Here is a 23,354-nt window from a genome sequence, read left to right as displayed (position 1 = left end):
GACGCGCAGGCCGGGAGCCGGAACGGGTCGCCGGCCGGCAGACAGGCGGGGATTCAGCTGCACGAGCCCCTCGCGCCGGCCGGCGCACCGCCCGCCGGCCCGACCGGCTCCGCCGGGAAGGGCGTGGCCGAGCCCGAGCGGGAGGGCCACGGCTCCGACTCCCTGTTCCGGAACGCCTACTTCCTCATGCTCAGCACCGGCGTGTCCGCCGTGCTCGGCCTGGGGTTCTGGCTGGTGGCCGCCCGCTACTACGCGGAGGAGGCCGTGGGCCAGGGCTCCGCCGCGATCGCCGCGATGCGTCTGCTCGCCAGCATCACGGCGACGACGATGATCGGTGCCGTGGTCCGTTTCGTCCCGCGCGCGGGACGGGCGACCGGCTCCCTGGTGTGGCGGGCGTACGCGGCGAGCTCGGTGGTCGTGGCCATCGCCGCGTTCGTCTTCCTGCTCACGCTCGACCTGTGGGGGGCGACGTACGCGCCGCTCGGCACGCCGGTCGCGGGGGCGGCGTTCGTCGTCGCCTGCGTGGCGTGGGCGCTGCTCACGCTCCAGGACGGGGTGTTGACCGGACTGCGCAGGTCGGGGTGGGTGCCGGTCGGCAACGCGGTGTTCTCCGTCGGCAAGCTGATCCTGCTGGTCGTGTTCGCGGGCGCGTTGCCGGTGCTCGGCATCTTCGTGTCCTGGGCCGTCGCCATCGCCTTCTCGACCCTGCCGCTCGGCTGGCTGATCTTCCGCAGACTCATCCCGCGCCAGGCCGCCGCCGACCGTGACCTGGAGCCGCCCCGGCTGACGGAGATGGGCCGCTTCCTCGCCGGGGACTCGCTGGGCGCGCTGTTCAGCCTGGCGATGATCAACCTGCTGCCGGTGATGGTCGCGGTCCGCTTCAGCGCCGCCGAGAACGGCTACTTCTACGTGGCGTACACCGTCGGCGGCACGATGGAGTTCATGGCCATCAACATGGCCTCCTCCCTCACCGCGCACGCCTCGCACGACCCGCGCCACCTGGCCGACGGTGTCCGCGGGGCGCTGCGCCGCATGATCCTGCTGCTGGTGCCGGTGGTGCTGGTGCTGGTGCTGTTCGCCCCGCAGATCCTGCTGCCGTTCAGCGAGGACTACGCCGAGCACGGCACGACCGTGCTGCGGCTGCTGGCCGCCGGAGCGCTGCCGCGGGTCGTGGTGGAGCTGTACATCGGGGTGCTGCGCGTCCAGGGCCGCACCGGTGTGCTCGCCGCGCTCCAGGGCGCCATGTGCACGCTGGTCCTGGGCAGCGCGGCCGTCCTGTTCACCCCCGCGGGCATCGCGGGCGCGGGTTGGGCGGTGCTGCTGAGCATGTCGCTGATCGCCGTCGTCTCGGTGGTCGGGCTGCGGGCGGCGCTGCGCGAGACGGCCGCCGTGACCGCCGCGCCCCCCGTCGAACAGACCGCCCCCGCCCCGGCGGACGCCGTCCCCGCCGACGCGCTCCCCGGGGACGGTTCTGGCTGGTCCCGGCTGAACGCCACCGCCGGCTACGGCACGAGCTGGGCCCGCCGGGCCGCCCACGAGCCCTCCGACCAGGACACCGTCGCGTTGTTCATAGGGCGTCCCGGATACGAGCGGGAGGCCCTGGAGGCGGACACGCTCGCCGTCATCGTCCGGCCCCCCAAGGGAGCCGCGCCCGCGGAGAGCCCCGACGGGGTGTCGCGTGCGCCGGCTCCCGGTTACGAGGGCAACGGCATCTGGTCCGAGCGCGGCCAGCGGTGGCTGCGCGCCGGGCTGTGGAGCCTGATCGGCGTCACCGCCGTCGTGTTCTGGGCGGCGCTGCGGAACCTGCCGTGGCTCGGCGGGTACGTCGAGGACGGCCTCGCCGCTCCCCTGAGCGGCGGCGGGATGCTCGGCCGGCTGCCCGGCCCGGCGATCGTCGCCGGCGTCCTGCTGCTCGTGCTGTTCGTCGCCGCCGTGACACTGGACGTGCGGCACGACACCCGGCTGCCCGGTACCGCCCTGGGCGTCGTCGCGCTCGCCCTGTACTCCGTCCCCGTCGCCCTCGGCCGGGAACCAAGGCCGCTGGGCGGGACGTTCTACGGGGAGACGGCCGCGTTCTTCGCGCAGACACTGGGCCTGCCCGGCCCGGACCCGCTGCTGCGCTGGGTGCCGCCCGTCTGTCAGCTGCTGTGCCTGGTCCTGCTGTGGCTGCTGCTCGACCGCGTGGGACACCGCTTCGGCGACCGTCCGGGCGGGCGGCTGCCGTGGGCGGCGCGCTGGGGGGTCGTCTATCTCGCCGCCGTGGGGGGCTGGGCGGGGAGAGAGGCGCTCGCGCCCCTCGCGCTGCCGGTGCTCGCCGTGCTGTTCCTGCTCGTCCTGCTCCTGTCACTCCGTCGCGCCGAGCCACCGACGGAGTCCGCCCACGGTCCGGCGGCGGGGGAGTCCGCCCACCGTCTGACGTCGGCGGAGTCCGCCCACGGCTCGACGCCGACGGAGTCCGCTCACCGCCCGGCGGCAGAGGAGTCCGCCCACCACCCGCCACCGCCGGAGTCCGCCCACCGCCCGACCTCGCCGCAGTCCGCCCACGGTCCGGCGTCGGCGGCCCCCACGCACCCGGGGCCGGCGGGGTCCGCGCACCGGCCGTCCTCGGCCGAGGACGCGCGCCGCTCGCCACCGCCGGAGCCCGCGCGAGGTCCGCACGCCGCGTACGGGAACACCCGTTGCACCGACCGAAGCCGAGACCCGTCCAGCGACTGATCAAGCTCAGAGCCGAACGCCAGGGGGGAACCGTCGTGCGTCCGCCAACCACTCCACGGGAGAGATCCGAACCGGAGCCCGTACCGGGCCCGGGAGCCGACGTGGCCACCGCGTCCCAGCCGGAGCCCGCCTCCGCGACCGCGACCGTTGCGGATGCACCCGTTGCGGATGTGCCCGCTCCGGCAGGTGATGAGCCGGTGAGCGACCTCGCCGACCTCCCGCCCGTACGCCCCTGGCGCAACGCCGCCCTGCACCCGGCCCTCGCGCTGCTCGTCGCCCTCGCCCTGTGGGGCTGGGCGGTGACCCACACCGACGTCTCCGACCTGGACGACTTCGGCCTGTTCACCGCGGTGCACCCCGCCTTCTGGGCGGGCCTTACGCTGCTCACGGCCGGCTTCTGGCTCACCCTCCGCGGCCCGCGCCGCCACCCCGTCTGGGCGCCGGCGTACGTACTCGGCCTGCTGGTGATGGAGCGCGCCACCCAGGCCGTGGTGTACCCGACGCCGCTGTACGCGTGGGCGTGGAAGCACGACGCGATCATCGACCACCTGCTGACCGCGGGCCGGCTGCAGAGCGAGGACGTGCTCGGGGACCTCGCCGTCTACGACCAGTGGCCGGGCTTCTTCGCCGCCCAGGCCACCCTCGTCAAGCTGCTCGGCGTGGACGCCGCCGCGCAGTTCATGGCCTGGTGGCCGCTGGTCTCCAGCCTGATGCTGCTGCTCCCGCTGCTGCTGGTCTACCGCACGTTCACCGAGGACCGGCGCCTGATCTGGACCGCGGTCTGGCTCTTCTACGTCGCCAACTGGGTGGGCCAGGACTACTTCTCCCCCCAGTCCGTCGCCTTCGCCCTCCACCTCGGTGTGCTGGCCGTCGTCCTGCGCCGCTACGGCCGCCCCGGCCAGACCGTGGCGCGGCAGCGCCGGGCGGTCTGGACGGTCCTGCTGACCGTGCTGGTCGTCGCCATCGTCATCTCGCACCAGCTCACCCCGGCCATGCTGATCGTCTCGCTGGCCGCCCTGCTCCTCGTCCGCCGCTACCGCGACAAGGTCCCGCTGATCGCCACCGCGGTGATCTTCCTGGCCTGGTGCCTGACGGCCGCGCTGCCCTTCCTCTCCGCGACGATGCCCGAGATGATCCGCTCGATCGGCGACATCGGCGGCAACGTCTCCACCGGATACGGGGCGACCCCGACCGGCACGGGCGCGGTGACGACGTCCTGGGTGGCCCGGCTGCTGTCGGCGTCGGTGCTGCTGCTCGCCGTGGTGGGCGTGCTGCGCCGGCCGGTGCTGCGCCACCGCGCGATGCCGCTGCTGCTGCTCGCGGCCGCGCCGCTGCCGATGCTCGGCGCGAGCAGCTACGGCAGCGAGATGATCTTCCGGGTGCTGATGTTCACGCTGCCCGGCGCCGCCTTCTTCGCCGCGGCGGCCCTGCTGCCGCAGGTGCGCACGCTGACGGCACTGCAGAACAGCGGGCGGGCCGAACTCCACCGCGGCGGCCTGCCCGGCCCCCACCGCGGCGACCAGCCCGAGCCCCACCGCGGCCATCAGCGCGGCGGGCAGCCCGAGCCCCGCCGCTACGTCTGGCTCCCCCTGCTCGCCCTCCTCGCCGGCGCCCTCGCCTTCGTGCCGAGCTACTCCGGCAAGGACCGCATCAGCTACTTCCCGCCCGCCGAAGTGGACCTCGTCCAGCAGGTCTTCGACCAGGCGCCCGACAACTCCCTCGTCGTCGCGGCCGACCGCAACTACCCGCTCGCCTTCGACCAGTACTGGAGAGTGGACCACTACTGGTTCCTCGACGACGCGCGTGAGCACGTCGACCGGATCGTGCGCGACCCGGCCGCCACCCTCGCACGCGACATGTCCGCCGTGGAGTCGCCCGGCCGGGCCTATCTGCTGTTCACCCGAGGACAGTTCGCCGACGCCGAGATGAACGGGCTGCTGACCGACGGCCAGTTGGACCGCGTCGAGCGGTCCGTCGCCACGTCACCCCTGTTCGAACGGGTGGCCGCCAATGACGCCGGGTCGGCGTACGTACTGAGGGAGGCGGTCCGGTGACCCCGCAGGAACTCGTCGTGCGGATGCTGCCCCCGTTCGGCGGCTGGCTCGCCCTGTCCGCCCTGGCGCTGCCCGACGGCTCCCCGCTGCGGGGCACGGCGATGATCGCCTTCCTGGCGGCCGGGCCGGGCGCCGCCCTGCTCAGAATCTGCGGGCCCGCGCTGGCCACGGCCCCCGCCGCGGGGCCCGTCGAGCTCCGGGACCCGGCCTTCGAACGCCACTCCGACCTGCTGGAACGGCTGATGCTGACCGTCTTCGTGAGCCTGGCCCTCGTGCTGCTCGCGGCGACGGTGTTCATCGCCACGCAAGCCTTCAGCGCGCAGCGCGTCCTGCTCACGCTCACGCTGCTGACCACGGTCGCCGCGTTCTGCCCGCGGCTGCGCGTCTCCCCGACGAGGACTGGGAAGGGTTCTGCTCTGTGAGGTTGCCCCACCCTTCCGGCGACGACCGTCCGCCGGGCGACGACCGCCTTGTCGGCGACGACTGCCTTGTCGGCGACGACCGCCTTGTCGGCGACGACCGCCCTCTCGGCGACGACCGCCGTGGACACCGTCGCCGCCACCGACGCCCGCGCCGACTTCCCGTGTCCCGAATCCCCGTGTCCCGACTCCGAGTTCTCCGACTCCCCGTGCCCCGACCTCGCGACCCCCGTCGGCCCCGCATTCCTGACCGCCCCCGCCACCTCCTGCTCGCCGTCGCCACGGTCCTGTGCGCCGTCCTGACGGCCGTGCTGCTCCTGCGGGACGCCGTCGGCCCAAAGGACGCCGGCTCCGGTGACGGCCGGGCGTCCGGGTCGCGGCCCTCCGCCCTGGGCGGGGAGTGCGCTCCGACGGCGCTCCTCGAACCGCCCTGCGGCGCCTGGTTCGGCGCCTTCGTCCCGCACAGCAAGACCGACCTCGGGCGCAAGGTCCGCGCCTACGAGGAACGCATCGGCCGCAAGCTCGACATCGTGTACACGTACCACGACATGTCCCTGGTCCAGGGCGAACGCGTGGAGGGGCAGTTGCTCACCGAGGAGGAGCAGCGGGTCGCCGCCGACGACCACTTGCTGCTGCTGTCCTGGGAGAGCAAGTGGTGGGGCGGCACGAAGGCCCAGCAGCCCACCTGGAAGCAGATAGCCGACGGCGACCTCGACGCGTCCGTCATCGACGTGCAGGCCCGGCGCGTCCAGCGGTTCGGCAAGAAGGTCTTCCTCTCCTTCGACCTGGAGATGGACACCCGCACGCCGGCCAACGGCACCCCGGAGGACTACGTCCGGGCCTACCGGCACATCCACGACCGGTTCCGGCAGCTGGGCGTGACCAACGTGGTGTGGACCTGGATCACCACCGGTTACCTGGAGCACGCCGACCTGATCAAGCGGATGTATCCCGGCGACGACTACGTCGACTGGGTCGCCTACAACCAGTACAACTACTACCGCTGCCACCAGGCGGGCTGGCTGACCTTCGCCCAGACCCAGCGGGCCACACACGACTGGATCCGCGGGAACATCTCCGACGACAAGCCGCTGATGCTGTCCGAGTTCGGCACCGCGAACGACCCGTCACGGCCCGGCCGCCAGGCCGAGTGGTACGCGCGGGTCCCGGCGGTCCTGAAAGGCCTGACGGGGGTCAAGGCCGCGCTCCAGTGGAACTACCGCGACCCCGGACCCCACTGCGATCTGGCCCTGGCCAACGACCAGGCGTGGGACAGCCTGCGCACGGCGGTCTCCGATCCCTACCTCAACCAGCCGTTGGGGTAGGGAGCGGGGCCGGAGACCGCCTGCCGGACAGGGGCCGCGGGGCCGCCCCGCGAACTCATCCCGAGAACGCAGCCCGCGCATGCAGGCCCGAGCTTCCCGCGAACGCAGCCGGCGAGCTCATCCCGCGAACACGGGCCCGCGCACCACCGCGCGGGCCCGCCGGTACCACCGCCACGCGACCGTCTTCGCGCCGTCCCGGTAGGGCGCGACGCGGGCCCCCTCGCCCGCCAGCCAGCTCTCGACGTCGGCGACGGTGTGACTTCGGCGCACGATGAGCCGGGCGATGCGGTACCGCTCGTCCCGGTCCGAACTGAGCGCGTGCCGTACGGCGGTGGCCGTCTCGTAACCGGCGGCGGCCGCCGTACGGCGTACCCGCCCGCTGTTGTAGCCGTGCGGGTAGGCGAGATGGCGGACGTCGTGCCCGAGCGCGTCCTGCAGTACGGCCCGGGAGTCGCGCAGTTCGCGCGCGAGGTCCCGGGGCGCGAGGGTGTCGAGCTGGGCGTGGGTGACGGTGTGGCTGCCGACCTCCATGCCGTACTGCTCCAGTGCCGGCGCCTGCTGCAGGGTCATCATCGGGGCGGGCGGCAGCAGACTGCGTCCACCCGGCGCGATGGCACCGGTGGTGAGGTAGGCGGTGGCGGTCAGTCCCCGCCCGGCCAGCGCCTCGGCGGTCGGACCCGGCAGGTCGGCGAAACCGTCGTCGAAGGTCAGCAGCACCGGCCGGGTGGGCAACGGCGCCCGCCCGGCCAGGTGGTCGGCGAGCGCACCCACCGTCACGGGTGTGCGACCACTGTCGACGACGGCATCGAGATGCGCCGCGAACTGCCGCGGAGTGACCGTGAACTCGGCGATCCAGTCGGGCGGGTCCTCCATCACGGCGTGGTAGAGCAACACCGGAATCCCCGCCCGCACCCGCGAGCCCTCCACCCCACCCACCGAGCCACCACCCCGGTCCGCCCCGAACACCCCGCCCCCGAGGCCGCCCGCCCCGGTCTCCGGTTCGCCTTCCCCGACAGGGAAGCCACCCGCCCCGGCCCCGAGGCTCCCCGCCCCGGTCACCGGCTCGTTCGCCTCGCCTATACCGTCTCTGCCCCCCTCCGCCCCCCTCATCGTGAGCCCCCGGAGGCCGGGCCCGTACGCAGGGCGCGGCGGGCCCGGAGGTAGCCGACGGGGCCGTAGGCCATTCCGCGGCGCTGGAGCCTGGACAGGCGTCGTGGCCAGGGGTGGGTCCGGTCGTCGTGGTCGCCCGGCGCGCCCCCGGCGTCCGTCTCCCGCGTCGCGGTCAGGGCCCGGGCGTAGGCCAGACCCCGGGGCAGGCGGGCGAGGAACGCGGGCAGCAGGGCGGGGCGGTTGACGAGGATCGCGGTGAGGTAGGCGGTGAGGCCGGCGCCGTAGCCGTACGCCTGGGTCTCCAGGTCCCGCCAGGTCTCCCGGTGGTGGTGCCAGACCAGGGCCTGCGGGGTGTAGCGCAGGCGATGGCCCTGGGCGAGGACGCGGACGAAGCCGTAGAGGTCGTCGCCGCCGCGGGCGAGCGTGCCGGCGCCGGTCGCCGGGTCGAAGCCGCCGACCGCGCGCAGTACGCCGGTCCGGAAGGCCATGTTGGCGCCGGAGCCGAACCGGCCGGCCGTGAACGGGAACAGGGGATCGTCGGCGGGCGGGTCGTGCGGGTCGTACGTGCGGGCCGTGAAGCCCTTCGCGAAGCCGCCGTGGCTCTCCAGCAGCACCTGGGCCGGTGTGCGCAGCCGGGCGGGCAGGATCAGGCCGGTGGCGCAGCCGAGGCCGGGGTCGGCGGCGAAGGGCGCGGTGAGTTCGGTCAGCCAGCGCGGGTCGGCGACCACGTCGTCGTCGGTGAAGGCGATCACCTCGCCGCGCGCGGCCTCGACACCCCTGTTGTGCGCGACGGCGAGACCGGGCACCGGCTCGGTCACGTACCGCACGCGCTCGGCGTACTTGCGCTCGATCAGGTCCCGGGTGGCGTCCGTCACCGGCGCGTTGTCGACGACGACGATCTCGAAGTCCGGGTGGTCCTGGGCGAGCATCGAGTCGAGCGCGTGGGCCAGCCGGTCGGTGCGTTCACGGGTGGCGATGACGACCGTGGTGTCCGGGACGGGAGGCGGGGGCGCGGCCGTGGAGCCCGCGGCGTTCGCCCCCGCGGGCTCCTCGGCGAACCGCTCCCGGGCCGGACCGGCCAGGACCGTCTTCGGGTCGGCGCCCTCCGGGACCCGCCCGAGCAGCGTGCCGACCGGTCGGCCACCCCTTCTGACCAGGAGGAACACCTCCCCGTCGGTGACGGGCGGGCTGCCGGGACCGGGCCTGAGGACGGCCTCGGCGCCCTCCAGGTCCAGCTCGGCGACCTGAACAGGCTTGATGGCGAGGAACCGCCGGATCTCCTGCTCCACACGTGCGCGGGACATGAACCCCCCTGATCTCATCGACTGTCCCCCTGCCATGACACCTCTCCCCGCCACGGCTCCTGACCCGCCACGGCTCCACTTCCTGCCACGACACCTCCCCTGCCATGACCTCTGCCCGTGCACGACAGCTCTCCCCGAGCACGACACCTCTGCCCGCCACGGCCTCTCTCCCGCCCCGGCGCCTCCCCGCCACGAACCGGGTCACGACCGTCGCAGCCGGCCCGCGTTCTTCAGGATCCGGGCGGCCACCGACGCGAGCCCCGGCCGGTTCCGGACGAAGTGGTGCGCCCGGCGCGCTGGCTCACGGCTGAGCCAGTAGAGCGCGGCGCCCGCCCCCGGACGCGTCCACGCGCCCTCGTAGACGGGCAGCTCACCCGTCTTCAGCGAGTCCTTGTACTCGGCCGCGCCCCGCCCCAGGTCGAGCAGGCCGACGCCCTCGGCGGCCGACGCCTCGGCCATCCGCAGATGCAGCACCAGGCCGGGCGAGTACTTGGAGAACTCCGGGTCGTACGCCGGGAACCAGCAGGCCAGGACGGTCGCCGAGCGCAGTCCGAAGTGCGCGGCGATCGGCCGCTCACCGGCGTACAGGACGGACAGCGTGCCGGAGCACTCCGGGGCGCGCGTCTCGGCGAGCGCGTGCACGAGCCGGATGATCCAGTCCTGCGCGAACCGGTCCCGGCGGCCCGTCCTGCGGTACTGCGCCGACTTCCACGCCATGAGCGTGCGCAGCGCGGCCGGGTCACGCTCGTCGAACACGAACCGCAACGGGCCCACCTGGCGGCCGAGCCTGCGTTCCTTGGCGAGCGTCGTCTTCAGGAACTTCGGCGACTGCGCGCGCAGGACGGACTCGTAGGTCTCGTACCCCTTCTCCACGTCGATGACGTAGGCCGCGTACTCGGCGGCCGCGTGCGGGACGAACAGCCCCTGTTCCGCCTCCAGGTTGTCGAAGGCGAAGCTCGACAGGGAACAGGCCCGCATCAGTTCGTCCGCGTTCAGTCCGATTCCCGGGCTCAGCACGGCTCCCTGGGCGTCCGAGACGCCGTACGCGAGGGCCTGGCCCTGGCCGAGCCGGCCCCGCTCGTGGGGCAGGAAGCCGACCGGCTCACGCCCCTCGTACACCACCGCCACCCGCGCGCGGGACCGTACGCGGCCCACGGCGTCGGTGAACTCCGGTTCCATGAACGGATTGCGCGCAACCGTGGACGCGGCGCGCAGCGCCCGCCACCGCTCCCGTTCCCCCTCGCCGAGGTCGTCCGCCCTCAGCACACGAATACGTCCACTGCTCAACCTGACCCCCCGATCAAGTCCCCCCTGGACTCTTGGACGGTACCGCTCCAGGCAGTTCGGGCGGTAGGTAGCGGAGCAAGTTGTTGCCAACCGGTGCAGACGCCTTTAACCGGTCCGTACCCGGCGTTGCGGCAGAAAGCCGTTTCTCGCCCGCCGCGACCCCGCCGAGTCCTCGCCCGCGCTGTTCTCCCGCGGTCCCCCGAAGGAGCCCGGGGGCGCCGCTTCGGACTGAACCGACGGTGAGTTGGGGGCCGCCGGGATCCGTATTCTCTGATCATGGCCGCCTCCCTCGCACATGCCGCGCGCTGCGCGTACTCCCTCGTCGCCACCGACCTGGACGGAACGCTGCTCCGCGGCGACGACACGTTCTCCGACCGGTCGCTCGACGCGCTCGCGCGGGTGGCGGCCGCCGGGGCCCGCCACCTCGTGGTGACGGGCCGCCCGGCACCCCGGGTACGGCCGCTGCTGGAGAACCTGCACAGCAGGGGGCTCGCGGTGTGCGGACAGGGCGCGCAGCTGTACGACGCCGGCGCGGACCGCCTGCTGTGGTCGGTCACCCTGGACCGGGAACTGGCCGAGACCGCGCTCGGCAAGATCGAGGCGGAGGTCGGGGAGGTGTACGCGGCCGTCGACCAGGACGGCGTCGACGGGCTGACGCTCATCGAGCCGGGCTACCGGATGCCGCACCCGACCCTGCCGGCCCTGCGCGTCGCCTCGCGCGCCGACCTGTGGTGCGCGCCGATCAGCAAGGTGCTGCTGCGTCATCCCACCCTGTGCGACGACGAGTTGGCGGCGACGGCCCGCTCGGTGGTCGGCTCGCTCGCGACCGTCACCATGTCGGGGCCCGGCACGGTGGAGCTCCAGCCGTGCGGCATCACCAAGGCGACGGGTCTGGCGCTGGCCGCCGAACACCTGGGCCTGAGGGCGCAGGACACGCTCGCCTTCGGGGACATGCCCAACGACATCCCGATGTTCGACTGGGCGGCACGCGGCGTCGCGATGGCCAACGCCCATCCCGAACTGAAAGCGGTGGCCGACGAGGTGACGACGTCGAACGAGGACGACGGCGTGGCCGTCGTCCTCGAACGCCTCTTCCCCTGAGTGCCCGCGAGCGAGCACTCAGGAGCGCCACCGCGCGCCGCTGAGCAACGTTGGGCGGCGCTGGGCAGCGCCGAGTGCCGCTGGGGGAGCCGGGATCAGTAGGCGCCGAAGACGTTGTCGATCGAGCCGTAGCGATCGGCCGCGTAGTTGCAGGCCGCGGTGATGTTGGCGACCGGGTCGTACGGGTCGTACAGGGTGCCGGGCACGTGGTAGGCGGCGAAGGTCGGGTCGATGACCTGGAGCAGGCCCTTGGACGGGGTGCCGGCGGCCGCGTTGGAGTCCCACAGGTTGATGGCCTTCGGGTTGCCCGACGACTCGCGCATGATGTTGCGGTAGATGCCGTTGTAGGTGCCCGGAATGCCCCGCTCAGCCATGATCGCGAGCGACTCGCGGATCCAGCCGTCGAGGTTGTTGGGGTACCCGGCGATCGTGGTGGACGAGGACGTGGTGGCCGCGGAGGCGCTGGTCGCGCCGACCAGCGGGAGGGCGAGCACGGCGGCGCCGGTGCAGACGACGGCGACGGTGCGGGCGAGACGGGTGCGGACGCGGCGGGGCTGAGCGGTGGCGGACATGGCGAGGTTCCTCTCCGGCGCCTGCGAGGTGAGCTGTCGGGTTCGGGCGGGAGGTGCCCGGCCGGCCACCGTGGGGTACGGCGGCGCGACTTCACCCCGAGCCGGGTCCGGTACGTGCGTGACGTACGGCCCCGGCGTCCTGCCTGGTTCCCCCGCTCCTGCCGTGCGCGAGTGTTCGTCGATGGGTGGTGAAGGGCGGCGGCAGGATTAGGCGTCCGCCCGACTGGCCGGGAACGTATGCGAGAGCACATGTCCGGAACAAGTACCGGATTCACAGAACACCCGTATTGACCTTGATCAGAGGTCTATGGGGTGCTTGATCCTTTGCTGTCGGCAAACGTCAACTCACGTACGGGAAAAGCGGAATAACAGCGTCCGATACGGGTCGCCCCATCGACCGCCGAGTGAGCCAAGTCACCCGCCCTAACAAGAGGGGTGAATCGGACAATAAACATCAAGTCCCTTTTAAGGGGCGCGACAAGGAGAGGTGTGCGGCTCGTGGAGCACGGTCGGGCGCTCGCGACGGGCGGCACGGGTGCGCGGACCCTCGCGGGAGATCCCGGCACCCCGGCTTCCCTGCTCCGGGGCGACCGCCCTCCGTGATTCCGGTCACGCGGGAGCCCGTCTCCGCCGACCACGTATGCCCACGGCTCCACGGCCGCACGGCTCGATGCCTCGACGGCTCTACGACGAGAACGGAACCCCCGCTCCCGTGGGCGTCGTTGTCGAGGGCGTGCGGATGTGCGGCAGTGGGACCCCGGAGAGGCCGGTGGGCGGGGTCCGTCACGCGGTGCGGCCGGGGTGCGGCGGCCGGTGCGGCCGGACCGGCGGCTGCCGCGGCGGAGGTGACCGCGGCAGGCGTGACCGCGGTGGGGGCGACCGCGACTCGGTCGACCGCGACTGGGCCGACCGCGACTGGGTCGACCGCGGCAGGGGCGACCGCGTGGTCCGCGGCGTGCCTTCGCTCGGCCGGGTGACGGCGGTCGGGTGGGCGACCGCGGCGCCGCGGGCCACCGAGGCGGAGGCGGAGATTCCGGCCGGCCGGAGCGGCATGGGCACGGCCGGGAGGACGCCGGTCGCCGGACGCGACGTGCGCCGCCGCCCGGGACATGAATCGAGACTTCCCGGTCAGTCGATGAATGTCCGTTCGTATCGATTGATCGGAAACATACCGGTCGTGATCCGAAGCCGCCCGGGCTCATCCGGACACCTCCCGGCGCCTCCCGGTCGGGCGACGGGGGGACCCGGAGGACGTGGGGGCTTATCGGTGATCGAAACGTGACCGGATACGCTGACTCGAGTGATGGCAGCGACCTATCGACAAACCGTGTAATCGCCAGTAGACACCAGCAGACAGGAGACCCCTCGTGACCGTCGTCGGGCCGTTCGGGCTGAGCGTGCGGGACCAGGCTCTGGAAGCCGATGTCCAGGCCGGATTGGCGGCTGTCGAGGAAGGCTTGCTCGAGGCCACCAAGAGTGAGGTTCCCTTCATCACGGAGGCCGCCCAGCACCTGGTGCGGGCGGGCGGAAAGCGGTTCCGGCCGTTGCTCGTGATGCTCGCGGCGCAGTTCGGTGATCCGTACGGGCCGGGCGTGGTGCCCTCGGCCGTGGTGGTGGAGCTCACCCACCTGGCCACGCTGTACCACGACGACGTGATGGACGAGGCGGCGGTCCGGCGGGGGGTGCCGAGCGCGAACACCCGCTGGGGCAACTCGGTGGCCGTCCTCACCGGCGACTTCCTCTTCGCCCGCGCCTCGCACATCCTCGCCGACCTCGGGCCCGAGGCGGTGCGGGTGCAGGCGCAGGCGTTCGAGCGGCTGGTCACCGGCCAGATCCTGGAGACGGCGGGGCCGACGGACGGCCGGGACCCGGTCGAGCACTACCTCGACGTGCTCGGCGGGAAGACCGGGTCGCTGGTGGCGGTCTCGTGCCGGTTCGGGGCGATGATGTCCGGCGCCGACGAGACGGTCGTGGACGTGCTGACGCAGTACGGCGAGCGGCTCGGGGTCGCCTTCCAGCTCGCGGACGACGTGCTGGACATCGCGTCGGACTCGCACGAGTCGGGCAAGACGCCGGGCACGGACCTTCGGGAGGGCATCCCCACGCTGCCGGTGCTGCGGCTGCGGGAGCGGGCGGCCCGGCTGTCCCTGCCCGAGGACATCGCGCTCTGCGAGCTGCTGGACTCCGACCTGAGCGACGACGCCCGGCACGCCGAGGCGCTGACGGCCCTCCGGGCCCACCCGGCGCTGGAACAGGCCCGGCGGGACACCGTGCGGTACGCGAAGGAGGCGCGGTCCGCGCTGGCGCCGCTGCGCGAGTGCGCGGCCAAGGCGGCGCTCATGGAACTGTGCGACGCGGTGGTGCACCGGGCCGGGTGAGGTGGTCAGCCGTCGGGCCGAGTCGTCTCCAGCCCCCGTCCCGTCCCCGCTTCCGCCCCCACCCCTACGGGTAACCCCCGCCCGCCCCACCCCGTGTCATACCGCAGGCGTACGCGGAGTTGAGTCCTCGGGTTGACGTATGTGGCCGGCCGATTTGGTCAGATGGAAACCACGGAAATCACCACTCCTCACCGATTCGGGTGAGAATGGCGGCTCGGGGTGGGGACCCTCGCGAGATGACCAGCCGCCGCCGACGACGGAGGTAAGGCACACATGGCACCGTACGCATCCGACGACAGCACGCACGCCGGGGAGGCCGACGACCCGCGTGTCGGACGGCGCAAGGCCGTGCGGTACGTCGTTCCGGTCACCGTGGCGGGCGTCGCGGCGGCGACGATCGGGCTCGTCCCGGCGCTGGCCGACTCGGGCGACCCCGATCTGCCGAAGATCAGCGCACAGCAGCTCATCGAGAAGATGGCCGCCTCGGACGTCCAGCAGCTCTCCGGCACCGTGAAGATCAGCACCGATCTGGGCCTGCCGGACCTGGGCGGACTGGAGAGCGGGCTGCTCTCCGGCGCCACGGGGGAGAAGGGCGGCTCGTCCGCCGACCCGTCCGCCAAGCTCACCGAACTCGCCTCCGGCACGCACACCCTGCGCGTCGCCGCCGACGGTCCGGACAGGCAGAAGCTCTCGCTGCTGGAGAACGCCGCCGAGTACAGCGTCATCCACAACGGCAAGGACGTGTGGGGGTACGACAGCGCCTCGAACGAGGTGTACCACTCCACCGTCGAGGAGGGCGCGAAGGACGCCGGGACGCCCGTCCCCGCCACGCCCAAGGAGCTCGCCGAGGAGGCCCTGAAGGCCGTCGACGACACCACGTCCGTCACCGTCGACGGCACCGTCCAGGTGGCCGGCCGCGACGCCTACAGGCTGCTGGTCAAGCCCAGGCAGTCCGGGTCCACCGTCGGCGCGATCAGCGTGGCCGTGGACGCGAGCACCGGGCTGCCGCTGAAGTTCACCCTGACCCCGGCGAGCGGCGGTGCCGCCGTCGTGGACGCCGGCTTCACCCAGGTCAGCTTCGCCAGGCCGGCCGCCTCGACCTTCGACTTCACCCCGCCCAAGGGCGCGGAGGTCACCGAGGGGGACGCCGACGACACGGCCGAGGTGCCCGAGCCCTCGGGCAAGCTCCCCGAGGAGGACCTCGGCCGGGACCTCGCCGGTCTCGACGTCCTCGGCGAGGGCTGGACCTCGGTGGCCACCTTCGACACCGGCGGTGAAGGCGTTCCGTCCTCCGGCGACCTCCCCGACGCGGGCGGTCTCGGCGGCTTCCTGGACTCCTTCGGCGACAAGGTCACCGGCAAGTTCGGCTCCGGCACCGTCTTCTCCACCCGTCTGATCAACGCCCTGGTCACGGACGACGGCAAGGTCTACGTCGGCGCCGTCACCAAGGAAGCCCTCGTCAAGGCGGCCGACGCGGGGCAGTAAGTACCCTGACGAGAAGCGACGATCGGGGGAGCCGATGGACGACGGCGCGGCGGAGGCGCCCGCAGCGGCGCCGGGTGCGGAGGACACCGTCATCCACACCCGCGCCCTCACCAAGCGCTACCGCGGCGGACAGCTCGCCGTCGACGGCCTCGACCTGGCCGTCCCGGCGGGCAGCGTCTTCGGCTTCCTCGGTCCGAACGGCTCGGGCAAGACCACCACGATCCGCATGCTGATGGGCCTGATCGAGCCCACCTCCGGCACGGCGCGGGTGCTGGGGCGGCCCATGCCGCACGCCTCCCGCGCCGTCCTGCCGCACGTCGGGGCCCTCATCGAGGGCCCCGCCCTCTACGGCTTCCTCTCCGGCCGCGACAACCTCCTGCGCTACGACGCCGCCGACCCGACCGCCGACCCGCGCACCCGGCGTGACCGCGTGGCGCAGGCGCTGGAGCGGGTGGGGCTGACGGCCGCCGCCGGCAAGAAGGCGAAGGCGTACTCGCTCGGCATGAAGCAGCGACTGGGCCTGGCCGCCGCGCTCCTCCAGCCCCGCCGCCTGCTCGTCCTCGACGAGCCGACCAACGGTCTGGACCCGCAGGGCATGCGCGAGATCCGTGTCCTGGTCCGGGAGCTGGCCGCCGACGGCACCACCGTCTTCCTCTCCTCCCACCTCCTCGACGAGATCGAGCAGGTCTGCACGCACGCGGCCGTGATGGCACGCGGGCGTCTTCTCATCCAGGGCCCGGTGGGCGACCTCGCCGCCCGGGCGCGGGGCCGGCTCGTCGTGACCACCCCGGACACGGTGGACGCGGCCCGGGTGCTGAAGGAACAGGGCGTGGGCGACGTCGTCGTCGGTGAGGACCGGGTCACGGGCGAGCCCACCGACCGCGAGCCGGCCGACCTCAACGCCGCTCTGGTGACGGCGGGCGTCCGCGTCCGCGGCTTCGGCGTGGAACGGGCCTCCCTGGAGGACGCGTTCGTGGCCCTGACCGGGGAGGGGTTCGATGTCGCGGGCTGACACGACGACACCGGCACCGGCGCACACCGAAGCCGTCCGGACGGCCGGCCCCTTGTGGACCCTCGGCCTCTTCCGCAGCGAGTTCCTCATCACCCTGCGGCGCTGGCGCACCCTCGCCCTGCTGGGCGTGCTGGCGGCCGTGCCGGTCCTCGTCGGGATCGCCGTCCGGATCGAGACCGGTGACGGTTCGACGGCCGGCCCCCAGGGCGGCGGTGGCGAGGGGCCGGCGTTCATGGCGCAGATCACCAACAACGGCCTGTTCCTGGTGTTCACCGCGCTGGCCGCGACGCTCCCGTTCTTCCTGCCGATGGCCGTCGGCGTCGTGGCGGGTGACGCGGTCGCCGGCGAGGCGAACGCCGGCACCCTGCGCTACCTCCTGGTCGCCCCCGCCGGCCGCACCCGCCTCCTGCTCGCCAAGTACGTGACCATGGCGGCGTTCTGCCTGCTGGCCACCCTCGTCGTCGCGGTCTCGGCGCTCGCGGTCGGAGCGCTGCTGTTCCCCCTCGGCGACCTCACGACCATCTCCGGGACGCGCATCAGCTTCGCCGACGGCCTGCTCAGAACCCTGCTGATCGCCCTGGTCGTCGCCGCGTCCCTGCTGGGCGTGGCCGCGCTCGGCCTGTTCGTCTCCACGCTCACCAACAGCGGGATCGCGGCGATGGCGACGACCGTGGGCCTGCTGACCACTGTGCAGATCCTCGACCAGATCCCGCAGCTGCACGCCATCCAGCCGTACCTCTTCCCGCACTACTGGCTGTCCTTCGCCGACCTGATGCGCGACCCGGTCCGCTGGGAGGAACTCCAGAAGAACCTCGGCCTCCAGGCCCTGTACGTGGCCGTCTTCGGCTCGGCGGCCTGGGCGCGCTTCACGGCGAAGGACATCACCGCGTAGCCGCTGCCGTCACTCGGTCTCGTAGGGGAAGCGGGCGAGGGGCGCCTCCTGCGCGAAGAAGGTCTTCGCGCGCGTCAGCGCCTCCGTGTCCTTCAGAACGTCACCGGGCTTGCTGCCGTTGCCGAGCAGCACCCCGCCGAACCGCATCCCCATGTACGCGGCCGAGTTGTGCAGCGCCCCGATCAGCGGCTCGGCGACCACCTCCTCCTCGTGGGCGAGGGCGCTGACACCCCACAGGGTGCGCCCGGCGAGCGTCGCCTTGAAGTCGAGGCCGGGCGTGCGCAGCCAGCCCGACCAGTAGTCCAGGTAGCGCTTGGTCTGGCCGGAGAGCGTGTACCAGTACAGCGGCGAGGCGATCACGATGTCCGTCGCCGCGAGCGTGGCGTCGAGCAGCAGTGCCGCGCTGCCCCCGGACGGGCGGACGTGGTCCTCGTCGTGGCGCAGGTCCTCGAAGTCGGGCAGCGGGTGCTCGGTGAGGTCGAGCCACTCCTGCTCCACATCGGCGGGCAGCTGCTCGGCGGCCCGGCGGGCCAGCAGCTCGGTGTTGCCCTCGCTGCGAGCGCTGCCCAGCACGAACAGGAAACGGCGGGTGCTCATGGTGATCCCCCAAATTGTCGGCGTACGACGATAAAGCGCATGTGCATTATATGCGTGTGCAACCAGGTGCGCCAGTGGTTTCCGTCGGCGGTACCGGGACCCCGCCCTCCGCCTCGGCGGCCGCCGCCACGGCCAGCAACAGCGCCTCCCTCCCGTGCGCCGCCACCACCTGGAGCCCGACCGGGCACCCGTCCGTGCCGACCCCGGCCGGGATGCTGATCGCCGGATGCCCGCTCAGGTTGAACGCCCAGGTGAGCGCCGTCGAGTAACGCTCACCGGGCCCTTCGTGGCCGTGCGGGGGATAAGGGGTCGTGGGGGTCAGCAGCAGGTCGGCCCGCGCGAAGACGTCGGCCAGCCGCCGGTCGTTGACCTCCCGCACGGCCGCTGCGGGGCCGGTCCCGGTACCGGCGTCGGCGGCGCGTGGGGCACGCAGCGCGAGCCAGGCGGGTGCGGGGTCCACCAGCCGTACCGGTGCTCCGGGCCGCGGCAGCCGTACGGCACCGGCGTCCGCGAGACGCACGGCGGCGGCGCGCGCCAGGGCCAGGAGCCCCGGGTCGGGATCGGCGAAACCGAGGTCGGCGGAGAAGACGGCGGTCGGCGGACGAGGGCCCCGCGGCGGGGAGACGGCCGACGGCTCCCCGGTCATCACCCGCCAGTACGCCTCGGCGTCCGCCGCGTACCGCGCGAGCACCCCCGGCGCCGCCAGCCCCGTACGGTCGGCCGACGGGAACCGGCCGTTGGTGACCTTCAGGCCGACGATCCCGCACCACGCCGCCGGGATCCGCACCGAACCCGCCCCGTCACTGCCGGTCGCGAGCGGGACGAGACCGGCCGCGACCGCCGCCGCGGAGCCGGCCGAGGAGCCGCCCGGCGTACGGTCGGCCCGCCAGGGATTGACGGTACGGCCGTGCGCACCGAGTCCCCAGGTCTGCCAGGGAGTTCCGGGACCGGGCACGGCGGTCGCCCCCACCGGAACACACCCGGCGTCGATCAGCGGCCCCGCCGCCCGCAGCCCGTACCGCCCCTTGACGCCGATCGGCACTCCGGCCAGCGGCAGCCGCTCACCCGCGGCGACCCGCGCGTCGACCTCACCCGCCGACGCCACCGCCGTCTCCTCCCACACCTCGGCGAACGCGCACACCGCACGGTCGGCCCGCCGGATCCGCTCCAGCGCACCCGCGACGACGTCGACGGCCCGCAGCCGCCCCTCCCGTACGGCGGCGGCGGTCCCGGCGGCGGACGCGGGAGGCGGTGCCGGGTGCGAGGACGGCGCCGTGGGCGCGGGCGGGTTCAGCGCGCCCGCCGCGTGCTCGCGCCGGTGAGGCGGGACAGCGGTTCCGTCGCGCGGGGCGGCGCCCCGGAGAGGTCGCCGAGGCGCCAGGACGTGACCCAGGGGACGCGGTACACGTCGATGACCGACTCGATCAGCCGTACCCGCTGGACGAGCGGGCGGGGCAGACGGCCCGGGGCGTCCGCGACCAGGACGACCGCGTCCAGGTCGAGGCCGGGCGGGGCCTGCCCGCGACGGAAGACCTCCAGGGCCCGCAGGGCGGACTCCAGACCGGTCGCGTGCGTCCGGGCGACCAGCAGCACGGACACGGGGGCGTCCGGGCCGGGCCAGTCGCGTCCGCAGTCATGGCCGCCGTAGACGGTGGCGAGCGTGGAGGTGCCGGCCCCGCCGTGGGTGGCGAGCCACGAGAAGCGCCGGGGCGTGGCGGCGGAGGCGGCCACGGACCCGTACGGCCCCGGTCCCGGAGCCGGCTCCGGTGCGGCCACCGGCCCGCGGATCCAGATCTCCGGTCCGCGCTGCCCGTCCGTCGTCCGCATGATCCGTGCTCCTCCTCGTCCGCGCCCGGCCCCGGCCCGGCTCCGTCCCCGGCCCGGCTCCGGCTCGGCCCCGTCGCCCCGCCGGGTCCTCCCCCTCGGGACGGCCGGCCCTTGCAACGAGGCTGTGACGTCGCGGTGACGTCAGGACGGGGAGCGGGCGGAGAGACTCAACAGTACGTGTACGTACCGGTGCACGGGTTATGAGCACGAGGTACGTGCACGGGAGACGTGTTCGAGTGAGGGAACCCATGTCGCGACTCAGCCGCGAGAAGAAGCGGGAACAGCAGCACGCCGGGGGTCCGGCCGCCGTGGTGGCGCCGCTCGACGTGCACGTCCCCGGGGGCGGGCCGGCGACGATCGGCGGCGTCCCCGTCGTGACGGCCGAGGGCCAGGAGGTCCAGCACGCCGTCCTCGCCCACCTCCACCGCATCGCCCTCGCCACCGGGCACTCGGTCGCCGCCACGGTCCACGACGAGCGCATCGGCTACGTCGTTCCGCTGCGCGTCGACCCGGACGGTTCCAGCCACTTCGCGGGGAAACCGCTGGGGGTGGCTCCGCAGAGGGAGCCGGAGAAGCGGGACCAGCCCACGCACCTCCTGCGGTCCGTGCCGGAACCGGTGCAGGAACCGGTGCAGGAACCGGTGAGGGACACGGCTCCCACCTTCCCGTTGCGCGCGGTCAGCGAGCCGCAGCCGCAGGACGACGTCCCGGCTCCCGGCACGGTCACCGCCCCGACGGGCGTCTTCGGACCGCCGCCCCCGATGGACGCGCCGCCGGCCCCGGACACCGGCCTCACCACGGACGCCGAGCCGGCCCCTGCCCCTGGTCCCGCTGACGAGCCGACGCCCGTCCCCGCCCCCGTCCCCGAGTCCGCTCCCGCCCCCGTCCTCTTCCCCGAAGCCGGCCTGAACGCCGGGTCCGGACCCGACCTCGACCCCGACCCCAAGCCCACTCCCGCCCGCGGCTTCGACGCCGTGGCGGAGGCCGTGCTCGGGGACGACCCGCGCACGCTTCCGGGGGGCGGCGGCGCGCCCGCCGTCCTCGGGGAGCCGATCGCGCAGATCAACGAGGCCGTGCGGGCGGGCCGCATAGACGCGGCGGCGGCGCTCGCGGAGCGGACCGTGACGGAGGCCTCGGGGACGCTGGGGCCGGAGCACCCGGAGGTACTGCGGCTGCGCGAACTCACCGCGTACATCGCCTACCTGGCCGGTGACCCGCTCCGCTCCTTCCATCTCTCCCTCGACCTGGCCCGGATCCACCGCCGCTCCCACGACGCGGAGGCCGCGTACGGCAACGTCCAGAGCGCGGTGGCGGCCTGGCGTGCCGTACGCGACCCCTTGCAGGGCCTCAATCTGGGGACCGAACTCCTGGCCCTGTGGACGGAGTTGACCCTCGAGGAGGGGCCGGCCGCCGAGGAGGCCGAGCAGTTGGAGTCGGCGCGCGCCCGCATGACCCGGCTGTCCGAGCGGGCCCGCGCCTCGGGGGCGCTTCCGCGGGAGTGACCCGGCGTTCCACGCCGACGGTGTCACCCGCCGTTCCACCCCGACGGTGCATCCCGCGGGTCTACGCCGACAGTGTCCACACCGCGTACGCGAGCGCGTCCGCGTTGCGGTTCAGCGCGGTGTCGTTGACGTTGGCCGTGGTGTCGCAGGAGGAGTGGTAGCAGCGGTCGAAGGCCTGCCCGGCCGTACCGCCCCACTTGGCCGCCTGTGCCGCGGTCTTCGTGCGGCCGGCGCCGGTGAACAGGCCGCCGACCGGGACGCCCGCGCTCTTGAAGGGCGCGTGGTCGGAGCGGCCGTCGCCCTCGGTCTCGATCTCGGTCGGGACGCCGAGGCCGGTGAAGTAGTCCTTGAACGTCTTCTCGATGGCCGGGTCGTCGTCGTAGACGAAGTAACCGGGGTTCGGTGAGCCGATCATGTCGAAGTTGAGGTAGCCGCTGATACGGGCCCGGTTCGCGGCGGACAGGCTGTTGACGTAGTACCGCGAGCCGACCAGGCCGAGTTCCTCCGCGCCCCACCAGGCGAACCGCAGGTGCTTGGTCGGTTGGTAGTCGGTACGGGCCACGGTCAGCGCGGCCTCCAGGACGGCCGCCGAGCCGGTGCCGTTGTCGTTGATGCCGGCGCCGGAGCTGACGCTGTCGAGGTGCGAGCCGGCCATGACGACCTGGTTGGCGTCGCCGCCGGGCCAGTCGGCGATGAGGTTGTAGCCGACGCGTCCGGAGGCGGTGAACTGCTGGACGGTGGTGGTGAATCCGGCGGCGTCCAGCTTGGCCTTCACGTAGTCGAGGGAGGCCTTGTAGCCGGTGCGGCCGTGGGCGCGGTTGCCGCCGTTGGCGGTGGCGATGGACTGCAACTGGGTCAGGTGCGCCTTGACGTCGGCCACCGGGATGTCGGGGGCCGCGGCGACCGTGGCGGGCTCGGGGGCGGGCGCCGCGCCGGCTGTGGATCCGGTGGCGAGCAGCGTGGCGGCGGCGACGACGGCGGCCGCCGTCGCCCGCCCGGAGACGGAGAGCTTCATGGTGGGGGGCTCCGAGTTCCGCAGGGGCTCCCCATGGGGTGGCCACGGGGAACCCGCAGTGAATGGGGTGCCTGGATGGTGAAGCTGTGGCCAACTCTCCGTCAAGAGGGCTATCTGGACAGTCAGTTCAGATAGCGGAGCGCGTCCGCCTGCCCGGTGAACGCGCCCGGTACGTGCCCGCCGGACGTGCCTGGGCGCGCGCACGCGGTACCCGTCCCCGGGTGCGCGCACCGGGCGCACGCGCTCACTGCACGCAGAACTCGTTGCCCTCCGGATCCGCCATCACCACCCAGCTCCCGGACGGCTCCCTCACCTCCCGCAGCACGCTCGCCCCCAGCGCCGTCAGCCGTTCGACCTCGGTCTCGCGCCGCCCGTCGCCGGGATGCAGATCGAGATGCAGCCGGTTCTTCACCGACTTGGCCTCCGGCACCCGCTGGAACAGCAACCGCCGCCCCAGCCCGGTCCCGCTGTCCGCGTCGAACGGGTCCTCGGGATGCCGTACGGCGATCAGGTCCCGGAAGGCGGGCCGGCCGTGGAACTCCACCGTCGCCTCGCCCGGCAGTGCCCCGGCTTCCAGCAGCCGCTCGACGAGCGCGCTGTTGTCCTCGACCTCGTAGTGCAGCGCGGCGGCCCAGAAGTCGGCCTGGGCGTGCGGGTCGGCGCTGTCGACGACGAGCTTCCAGTGCACGGGTGCGGGTGTCTGCGTCATGCCACCAGTTATAGGCTCCGGGCGCCCTGAACCCACGCCTCCGCCTGCCG

19 protein-coding genes are annotated in these 23,354 nt (G+C 73.4%); 10 read left to right on the top strand and 9 right to left on the bottom strand.

The genetic code is table 11. From position 1 onward, the window contains the following. Positions 1-57: 57 nt before the first annotated feature. The 4 genes from ACIBBD_RS32265 (at position 58) to ACIBBD_RS32250 (ending at position 6,513) form a co-directional block, all read left to right on the top strand. Positions 58-2,715 (top strand): lipopolysaccharide biosynthesis protein, encoded by a 2,658-nt coding sequence (locus ACIBBD_RS32265; RefSeq protein WP_399423156.1) that lies wholly within the window; start codon positions 58-60, stop codon positions 2,713-2,715. A 197-nt stretch (positions 2,716-2,912) separates the two neighbouring features. Beyond that, entirely contained in the window at positions 2,913-4,769 is a 1,857-nt protein-coding gene (locus tag ACIBBD_RS32260) for a glycosyltransferase (RefSeq protein ID WP_399423105.1), read from the top strand. Then, entirely contained in the window at positions 4,766-5,191 is a 426-nt protein-coding gene (locus tag ACIBBD_RS32255) for a hypothetical protein (protein WP_399423104.1), read from the top strand. The genes ACIBBD_RS32260 and ACIBBD_RS32255 overlap by 4 nt, the downstream gene beginning before the upstream one ends. 206 nt (positions 5,192-5,397) lie before the next feature. Further along, positions 5,398-6,513 carry a glycosyl hydrolase gene (locus tag ACIBBD_RS32250; RefSeq protein WP_399423103.1) on the top strand — a complete coding sequence of 372 codons (1,116 nt, stop codon included), beginning with the start codon at positions 5,398-5,400 and terminating at the stop codon, positions 6,511-6,513. A 117-nt stretch (positions 6,514-6,630) separates the two neighbouring features. Here ACIBBD_RS32250 and ACIBBD_RS32245 read toward each other — a convergent pair whose 3' ends face one another. The 3 genes from ACIBBD_RS32245 to ACIBBD_RS32235 all read right to left on the bottom strand — a co-directional run bounded on the left by ACIBBD_RS32245 (position 6,631) and on the right by ACIBBD_RS32235 (position 10,214). Beyond that, positions 6,631-7,386, bottom strand: coding sequence for a polysaccharide deacetylase family protein (locus ACIBBD_RS32245; protein WP_399423102.1), 756 nt, complete (start codon positions 7,384-7,386; stop codon positions 6,631-6,633). A gap of 233 nt (positions 7,387-7,619) precedes the next feature. Next, positions 7,620-8,927 (bottom strand): glycosyltransferase, encoded by a 1,308-nt coding sequence (locus ACIBBD_RS32240; protein WP_399423101.1) that lies wholly within the window; start codon positions 8,925-8,927, stop codon positions 7,620-7,622. 201 nt (positions 8,928-9,128) lie between these two features. Further along, positions 9,129-10,214: a GNAT family N-acetyltransferase gene (locus tag ACIBBD_RS32235; RefSeq protein ID WP_399423100.1), complete on the bottom strand. Its 1,086-nt coding sequence runs from the start codon at positions 10,212-10,214 to the stop codon at positions 9,129-9,131. Positions 10,215-10,490: 276 nt separating this feature from the next. Here ACIBBD_RS32235 and ACIBBD_RS32230 point away from each other — a divergent pair, with 276 nt between their 5' ends. Then, positions 10,491-11,315, top strand: coding sequence for an HAD family hydrolase (locus ACIBBD_RS32230; protein WP_399423099.1), 825 nt, complete (start codon positions 10,491-10,493; stop codon positions 11,313-11,315). A 95-nt stretch (positions 11,316-11,410) separates the two neighbouring features. Here ACIBBD_RS32230 and ACIBBD_RS32225 read toward each other — a convergent pair whose 3' ends face one another. Further along, positions 11,411-11,887, bottom strand: coding sequence for a transglycosylase SLT domain-containing protein (locus ACIBBD_RS32225; protein WP_399423098.1), 477 nt, complete (start codon positions 11,885-11,887; stop codon positions 11,411-11,413). A gap of 1,367 nt (positions 11,888-13,254) precedes the next feature. Here ACIBBD_RS32225 and ACIBBD_RS32220 point away from each other — a divergent pair. From ACIBBD_RS32220 to ACIBBD_RS32205, 4 genes are all read left to right on the top strand, one after another. Beyond that, positions 13,255-14,265 carry a polyprenyl synthetase family protein gene (locus ACIBBD_RS32220; protein WP_399423097.1) on the top strand — a complete coding sequence of 337 codons (1,011 nt, stop codon included), beginning with the start codon at positions 13,255-13,257 and terminating at the stop codon, positions 14,263-14,265. Between the two features lie 273 nt (positions 14,266-14,538). Then, positions 14,539-15,750, top strand: a complete 1,212-nt coding sequence (locus ACIBBD_RS32215; protein WP_399423096.1) for an outer membrane lipoprotein carrier protein LolA — start codon at positions 14,539-14,541, stop codon at positions 15,748-15,750. A gap of 34 nt (positions 15,751-15,784) precedes the next feature. Then, positions 15,785-16,762 (top strand): ABC transporter ATP-binding protein, encoded by a 978-nt coding sequence (locus ACIBBD_RS32210; RefSeq protein ID WP_399423095.1) that lies wholly within the window; start codon positions 15,785-15,787, stop codon positions 16,760-16,762. Continuing rightward, entirely contained in the window at positions 16,749-17,654 is a 906-nt protein-coding gene (locus ACIBBD_RS32205) for an ABC transporter permease (protein ID WP_399423094.1), read from the top strand. Before ACIBBD_RS32210 ends, ACIBBD_RS32205 begins: the two co-directional genes overlap by 14 nt. A gap of 9 nt (positions 17,655-17,663) precedes the next feature. On the opposite strand, the gene ACIBBD_RS32200 is transcribed toward ACIBBD_RS32205, so the two are convergent. The 3 genes from ACIBBD_RS32200 to ACIBBD_RS32190 form a co-directional block, all read right to left on the bottom strand. Beyond that, positions 17,664-18,251: a flavodoxin family protein gene (locus tag ACIBBD_RS32200; RefSeq protein WP_399423093.1), complete on the bottom strand. Its 588-nt coding sequence runs from the start codon at positions 18,249-18,251 to the stop codon at positions 17,664-17,666. A 46-nt stretch (positions 18,252-18,297) separates the two neighbouring features. Next, positions 18,298-19,452, bottom strand: a complete 1,155-nt coding sequence (locus ACIBBD_RS32195; RefSeq protein WP_399423155.1) for an amidase family protein — start codon at positions 19,450-19,452, stop codon at positions 18,298-18,300. A gap of 89 nt (positions 19,453-19,541) precedes the next feature. Then, entirely contained in the window at positions 19,542-20,078 is a 537-nt protein-coding gene (locus tag ACIBBD_RS32190; protein WP_399423092.1) for a DUF6668 family protein, read from the bottom strand. Positions 20,079-20,326: 248 nt separating this feature from the next. Between ACIBBD_RS32190 and ACIBBD_RS32185 the strand changes: the two genes are divergently transcribed. Further along, positions 20,327-21,580, top strand: a complete 1,254-nt coding sequence (locus ACIBBD_RS32185; protein WP_399423091.1) for a tetratricopeptide repeat protein — start codon at positions 20,327-20,329, stop codon at positions 21,578-21,580. Between the two features lie 61 nt (positions 21,581-21,641). Here the strand turns inward: ACIBBD_RS32185 and ACIBBD_RS32180 are convergent, their stop codons facing one another. Both ACIBBD_RS32180 and ACIBBD_RS32175 read right to left on the bottom strand, forming a co-directional pair. After that, complete coding sequence (locus ACIBBD_RS32180) at positions 21,642-22,595, bottom strand: M28 family metallopeptidase (RefSeq protein ID WP_399423090.1); 954 nt, start codon at positions 22,593-22,595, stop codon at positions 21,642-21,644. 244 nt (positions 22,596-22,839) lie between these two features. Further along, positions 22,840-23,304, bottom strand: coding sequence for a VOC family protein (locus ACIBBD_RS32175; RefSeq protein ID WP_399423089.1), 465 nt, complete (start codon positions 23,302-23,304; stop codon positions 22,840-22,842). Between the last annotated feature and the right edge of the window lie 50 nt (positions 23,305-23,354).

The sequence above is a fragment of the Streptomyces sp. NPDC051315 genome (assembly GCF_044455165.1).
In the GTDB taxonomy this organism is placed as follows: Bacteria; Actinomycetota; Actinomycetes; order Streptomycetales; family Streptomycetaceae; genus Streptomyces.
Note: the sequence above shows the minus strand (reverse complement) of the source record. Positions and strands in the feature narration are given on the sequence as shown.